Origin of the sequence: Streptomyces sp. NPDC059455, from assembly GCF_042750115.1 — a bacterium.
GTDB lineage: Bacteria > Actinomycetota > Actinomycetes > Streptomycetales > Streptomycetaceae > Streptomyces > Streptomyces endocoffeicus.
The window spans coordinates 3,409-9,124 of sequence record NZ_JBHYVB010000323.1 but is presented as its reverse complement, the minus strand read 5'-3'; the positions used below and the strand labels follow the sequence as shown (position 1 = coordinate 9,124).

The 5,716-nt window shown below is 73.1% G+C and carries 5 protein-coding genes; 4 read left to right on the top strand and 1 reads right to left on the bottom strand.

What is annotated here, in order from left to right:
* Positions 1–2 precede the first annotated feature (2 nt).
* The gene (locus tag ACFXB5_RS50850) at positions 3–1,010 is read left to right on the top strand and encodes a Gfo/Idh/MocA family protein (protein ID WP_385222210.1); all 1,008 of its coding nucleotides are present in this window, start codon (positions 3–5) and stop codon (positions 1,008–1,010) included.
* 103 nt (positions 1,011–1,113) lie between these two features.
* Here the strand turns inward: ACFXB5_RS50850 and ACFXB5_RS50845 are convergent, their stop codons facing one another.
* Positions 1,114–1,725 (bottom strand): TetR/AcrR family transcriptional regulator, encoded by a 612-nt coding sequence (locus ACFXB5_RS50845; RefSeq protein WP_385222207.1) that lies wholly within the window; start codon positions 1,723–1,725, stop codon positions 1,114–1,116.
* 251 nt (positions 1,726–1,976) lie between these two features.
* Here ACFXB5_RS50845 and ACFXB5_RS50840 point away from each other — a divergent pair, with 251 nt between their 5' ends.
* The 3 genes from ACFXB5_RS50840 to ACFXB5_RS50830 are packed head-to-tail and all read left to right on the top strand — an operon-like array spanning position 1,977 to position 5,670.
* A complete protein-coding gene (locus tag ACFXB5_RS50840) occupies positions 1,977–2,534 on the top strand; it encodes a (2Fe-2S)-binding protein (protein ID WP_044567454.1) in 558 nt (185 codons plus the stop codon).
* Positions 2,531–3,523 carry an FAD binding domain-containing protein gene (locus tag ACFXB5_RS50835; protein ID WP_385222204.1) on the top strand — a complete coding sequence of 331 codons (993 nt, stop codon included), beginning with the start codon at positions 2,531–2,533 and terminating at the stop codon, positions 3,521–3,523. The genes ACFXB5_RS50840 and ACFXB5_RS50835 overlap by 4 nt, the downstream gene beginning before the upstream one ends.
* Positions 3,520–5,670, top strand: coding sequence for a xanthine dehydrogenase family protein molybdopterin-binding subunit (locus ACFXB5_RS50830; RefSeq protein ID WP_385222201.1), 2,151 nt, complete (start codon positions 3,520–3,522; stop codon positions 5,668–5,670). The genes ACFXB5_RS50835 and ACFXB5_RS50830 overlap by 4 nt, the downstream gene beginning before the upstream one ends.
* The last annotated feature ends 46 nt before the right edge of the window (positions 5,671–5,716 follow it).

Below are 5,716 nucleotides of genomic sequence, written 5' to 3'. Positions count from 1 at the left end.
GTGTGTGTTGTGTGGCCGGGGGCCGCGGGCGCGGTGGGGGGGGGGGGGGGGGGCGCGCGCCGCGGGCAGCGGCGGCCCGGCCCCCCCGCCCCCCCCCCCCCCGGTCCCGTGGCCGGGCCGATGCCTTCGCCGCCGAGCACGGTGTCGAGCGCGTCCTGGACTCCTACGCCGATGTGATCGCCGACCCCGATGTGGAGGTCGTCTACAACCCGCTGGCCAACAGCCTGCACGGGCCGTGGAACCTCGCCGCGCTCGCCGCGGGCAAGCACGTGCTGACCGAGAAGCCCTCGGCGAGCAACGCCGAGGAGGCCGCCGAGGTGCGCGACGCCGCCGCCAAGGCGGGCACCGTGTTCATGGAGGGCTTCCACTACCTCTTCCACCCCGTCACCCGCCGCCTCCACGAGCTGCTCGACTCCGGGGAACTCGGGGAGCTGCGGCATGTCGAGACAGTGATGACCATGCCCGCCCCACCCGGATCCGACCCCCGCTGGTCCCTGCCCCTGGCCGGGGGCGCCCTGATGGACCTGGGCTGCTACAGCCTGCACGCGCAAGCCACGCTCGCCCCCTGGGCCGGTGGTCCCCCGCGCCTGGTCACCGCCCGGGGCGGCGCCCGGCCCGGCGCACCGGAGGTGGACGAGTGGCTGGACGCGGACCTGACGTTCCCCAGCGGCGCCACCGGATCCGCCCGCTGCCATATGGCACATGAGGAGTGGCGGATGAGCCTCAGGGTCATCGGCTCGCGGGGTGAGGCGACGGCGATGAACTTCGTCCAGCCTCATCTGGACGACCGGGTCGTGGTGCGTACGCCCGCGGGTGAGCGCACGGAGGAGCTGGGCAAGCGGTCGTCGTACACGTACCAGCTGGACGCGTACGCCGCGCACCTGCGGCACGGCACACCGCTTCCGCTGGACGCGGAGGACGCGCTGACCACCATGTCACTGATCGACGCGTGCTACCGCGCCGCCGGATTCCCGCCCCGGCCGCGTACGGCGCTTCCGGTCCCGGGCTGATCCGCGGGACAGCCCGCGCTACGGAGTGCCACCGCCCGCCGATGGGCGGGGGCCTCCGGCCGGGCTCGGCCCGCCGGGTCGGCTGCCGTCCCCCCCGTCAGGCTCAGCTCGTCCCGTCGGCTGCCGCCCCCGGCCCGACCGCCCCGGGCGCGCCCGTGCGCAGCCCGTCCATGACCAGGTCCAGCAGCCGTCGGGCGCGTGCCTGCCCGTTCTCGTCGGGGCCGATCTGCCACAGGCCGGCGATGGCGAGCAGGAAGTCGTCGGTGGTGACGCCCGGGCGGATGGTGCCGACCTCCTCGTTGGCCCGCAGCAGGAGCGCCACGGCCTCGGTCATCTGGCCGTGCCCCGGTTTCTCCTGGCCGCAGGACGCGCTGATGGCCTTGTGCAGCGCGTCGGCGAGCCCGGCCTTGGCCATGGCGAATCGGGCCAGGTGCCCCATCCACTCCCGCAGGGCCTGATCCGGCGCGCGGGTACGCAGCAGCTCGGCCGCGGTGTCGGCCACCTGCCGCATCTCATGGCGGTAGATCTCCAGAACGAGGGCCTCGCGGCTGGGGAAGTTGCGGTACAGGGTTCCTTGCCCGACGCCCGCCTTCTTCGCGATGGCGCTCAGCGGGACGTCCGCCGAGCGCGTCAGCTCCGCCAGCGCCACTTCCAGGATGCGCTCGCGGTTCGCCTGCGCGTCCGAGCGCAGGCGCGCCTCCCTCTCTGCCCGCACTCCCCCTCCTTCCGGGCCCCGCCGTAGCTCCGACCTTGCTCACCGGACAGCTGTCCGCTAAGTTTCATGCACAGCGGACACGTGTCCGTTTAGGTCCACCTTACCGGCTGAAACGGCCAGTGTGGATGGCCGAAACCGAGCGCCGACCGGTATTGTCCCGCACCCCCATCCCCGGGACCCCCTCCCCAGGGCCCCGGACCCCTCCATCGGACGACTTCAACGCGCCCCACACCCGCGAAAGAAGGCTGATCATGGCCCCATCGACGTCCAGCGTCATCACGCTGACCATCAACGGCGAGAAACACACGCTGCCCGTCGACCACCGCACCACCCTGCTCGACGCCCTGCGGGAGCAACTCGACCTCACCGGCACCAAGAAGGGCTGCGACCAGGGCCAGTGCGGTGCCTGCACCGTGCTGATCGACGGCCGCCGGGCCGTCTCCTGCCTCCAGCTCGCGGTGGCGGCCGAGGGCCGTGAGGTCACCACGATCGAGGGCGTGGCCGAGGGCGACGAGCTGCACCCGGTGCAGCAGGCCTTCCTCGACCTCGACGGCTACCAGTGCGGTTACTGCACCCCGGGGCAGATCTGCTCCGCCCTCGCCGTACTCGAGGAGCACGCGGCGGGCTGGCCGAGCGCCGCCACCGCCGACGTCCGCCCCGAAGCGGGACCGCCGCCCCTCAGCCCGGACGAGATCCGGGAGCGGATGAGCGGCAACCTGTGCCGCTGCGGCGCATATGTGTCGATCGTGCAGGCGGTCGCGCGGGCCGCCGAGGCGCGCACGGCCGGGACCGAGGAGGCCCTCGCATGAAGGAGTTCGGCTACCAGCGGGTCCTCGAGGTGTCCGAGGCGGTCTCCGTGCTCGGCGCCGACCCCGACGCGCGTTTCCTCGGCGGCGGCACCAATCTGGTCGATCTGATGAAGACCGGCGTCGAGCGGCCGGGACGCCTGGTCGACGTGACCGAACTGCCCCTGGACCACGTCGAGGTGACGCCGGACGGTGGCCTGCGCATCGGGGCCACCGTCACCAACAGCGATCTCGCCGCCCACCCCGAGGTGCGGCGCCGCTACCCGGCCCTCGCCCAGGCCGTCCTGGCCGGTGCGTCCGGGCAGCTGCGCAACATGGCCACCGTCGGCGGCAATCTGCTCCAGCGCACCCGCTGCGGCTACTTCACCGATGTGGCCGGGCCCTGCAACAAGCGCCTCCCCGGCAGCGGCTGCCCGGCCATCGAGGGTGAGCACCACAACCACGCGATCTTCGGCGCCTCCGAGCACTGCGTGGCCACCCACCCCTCGGACATGGGGGTCGCGCTCGCCGCCTTCGACGCCGTCGTACGGTACGAAACCGCCGACGGGCCGGGCGAGTTGCCGCTCGCGGACTTCTATCTTCCGGTGGGCGACACCCCGCACCTGGAGACCGCGCTGCCGTCCGGTGCGCTGATCACCGGTATCACCCTGCCACCGGCCCCGGTGGCCACCCACTCCCGCTACCGCAAGGTCCGCGAGCGCGCGTCCTACGCCTTCGCGATCGGTTCGATCGCCGCCGCCCTCGACGTCCGCGACGGGGTCGTCCACGAGGTCCGCCTCGCCCTCGGAGCGGTCGCCTCCCGGCCGTGGCGGGCGCTGGAGGCCGAGCGGGCGCTGACCGGAGGCCCGGCGACCGCCGAGGCGTTCGCCGCCGCCGCGGACGCGGAGCTGGCCGCCGCCGAGGCACTGCCCCACAACGGATACAAGGTGCCGCTGATGCGCAACCTCGTCGTGGCCCTGCTGACCGAACTCACCGAGGAGGCCGCCCGATGACCACGACGACCGGAACCACCACGACGACGGGCGCCTTCGGCACCGCGCGCACCCGCGTGGAGGGCCGGGAGAAGGTCACCGGAGCGGCCCGCTACGCGGGCGACATCCCCCTGCCCGACCTCGCCCACGGCTGGATGGTGCTGTCCACCGTGGCCCGCGGCCGTATCACCGCGGTCGAGTCCGAGCCGGTGCTCGCCATGCCCGGTGTCCTCGCGGTCATCCACCACGAGAACGCCCCGCGGGTCAACCTGGACTACATGGGCATGATCGGGAAGCCCGACCCGATCCTCGGGGTCTTCCAGCACGACCGGGTCCCCTTCATGGGCTGGCCGGTGGCGCTGGTCCTCGCCGAGCGGCCCGAGCAGGCCAGGGAGGCCGCGGAAGCGCTGGTGGTCCGGTACGACCAGGAGCCGCACGACATCGGCTTCACCTCCGGACACCCGGATATGTACACCCCGCCGGATTCGCCCTTCGGGCCGGCGGTGGCGACGAAGGGCGACGTCGAGGCCGAACTCGCCACGTCCACCTTCGTCGTGGACTCCGAGTACACCACCCCGGAAGAGCACCACAACCCCATGGAGCCGCACGCGGCGACGGCCCACTGGGACGGCGGCCGGCTCGAGGTCTTCGACTCCAACCAGGGCAGCACGATGGTGGCCGCCGAGCTCGCGCAGATCTTCTCCCTCGACGCGGAGTCGGTGCGGGTGCGGTCGGAGCACGTCGGCGGCGGCTTCGGCTCCAAGACCACCCGCCCGCACCAGGTGGCCGCCGCCATGGCCGCCACCGTCCTCCATCGCCCGGTGCGCGTCGTCATGACCCGCCGCCAGATGTTCTCGACGATCGGCTACCGCAGCCCCACCGCGCAGCGGGTCCGGCTCGGCGCCGACGAGTCGGGTCGGCTGCGGGTGCTGGACCACCGGTCCGAGTGCGTCACGTCGACCGTCCATGAGTTCATCGAGCGGAGCGCCACGGTGGCCCGCGTGATGTACGACGCCGACGCGCACTACACCAGCGACCGGGTCGTACGGCTCGATGTGCCGACCCCGACCTTCATGCGCGCGCCCGGCGAGGCACCGGGCTCGTTCGCGCTGGAATGCGCCATGGACGAGCTCGCCGAGAAGACCGGCATCGACCCGATCGAGCTGCGCGTCCGCAATGAGCCCGACCGGGGCCCGGTCTCGGGTCTGCCGTTCAGCAGCCGCAATCTGGTCGCCTGCTACGAGGAGGGCTCCCGCAGGTTCGGCTGGGCCGACCGGGACCCCCGTCCGGGGATGCGCCGCGAGGGGCGCTGGCTGCTCGGCACCGGTATGGCGGCGGCCAGCTTCCACTCCGGGGCCGGCCCGTCCACGGCGGCCGTGACGGCGGAGGCGGACGGCACCTTCACCGTGCGCATCAACGCGGCGGACATCGGCACCGGTGCCCGGACCGCCATCAACCTGATCGCCGCGGACGCGCTGGCGGTGGATCCGGAGCGGGTCCGGGTGGTCATGGCGGACAGCGACCTCGGCCCGGCGATGCTCGCCGGTGGCTCGATGGGCACGCGCTCCTGGGCGTGGGCGGTGGGGATCGCGGTGAGCGAACTGCGCGAGCGGCTGGCCCTGGGCGGCGACATCCCGCCCGAGGGGATCACCGCGCGGTCCGACACCACCGAAGCCATCGGCGCCCTGACCCAGAAGGAACGCCACTCCTTCGGCGCGCAGTTCGCCGAGGTGGCCGTGGACGTCACCAGCGGAGAGGTCCGGGTGCGACGGATGCTCGGCATCTTCGCGGCGGGCCGGATCGTCAACCCGCTGACCGCGCGCAACCAGCTCGTCGGCGGAATGATCTGGGGCATTTCCATGGCCCTGCACGAGGAGGCGGTCAGGGACCGGGCCTCGGGCGGCCTCGTCTCTCCCGACCTCGCGGGCTATCACTTCGCCGCGAACGCCGATGTGCCGGTCGTCGAGGCGGACTGGGTGGACGACCCGGACCCGGACGACCCGGTCGGCATCAAGGGCGTCGGTGAGGTCGGCATCGTGGGGGCCGCGGCGGCGATCTCCAACGCGGTGTGGCACGCCACCGGCGTCCGCCACCGCAACCTGCCGATCCGCCCGGACCGGGTCCTGTCGGCGGGGACGAACCTGCCGGAGCCCGGTCACGCGGGCTGACCCTTTCACCGTCGAGTGCTCGGCGCCGGCCAGGTTTCCCACCTGG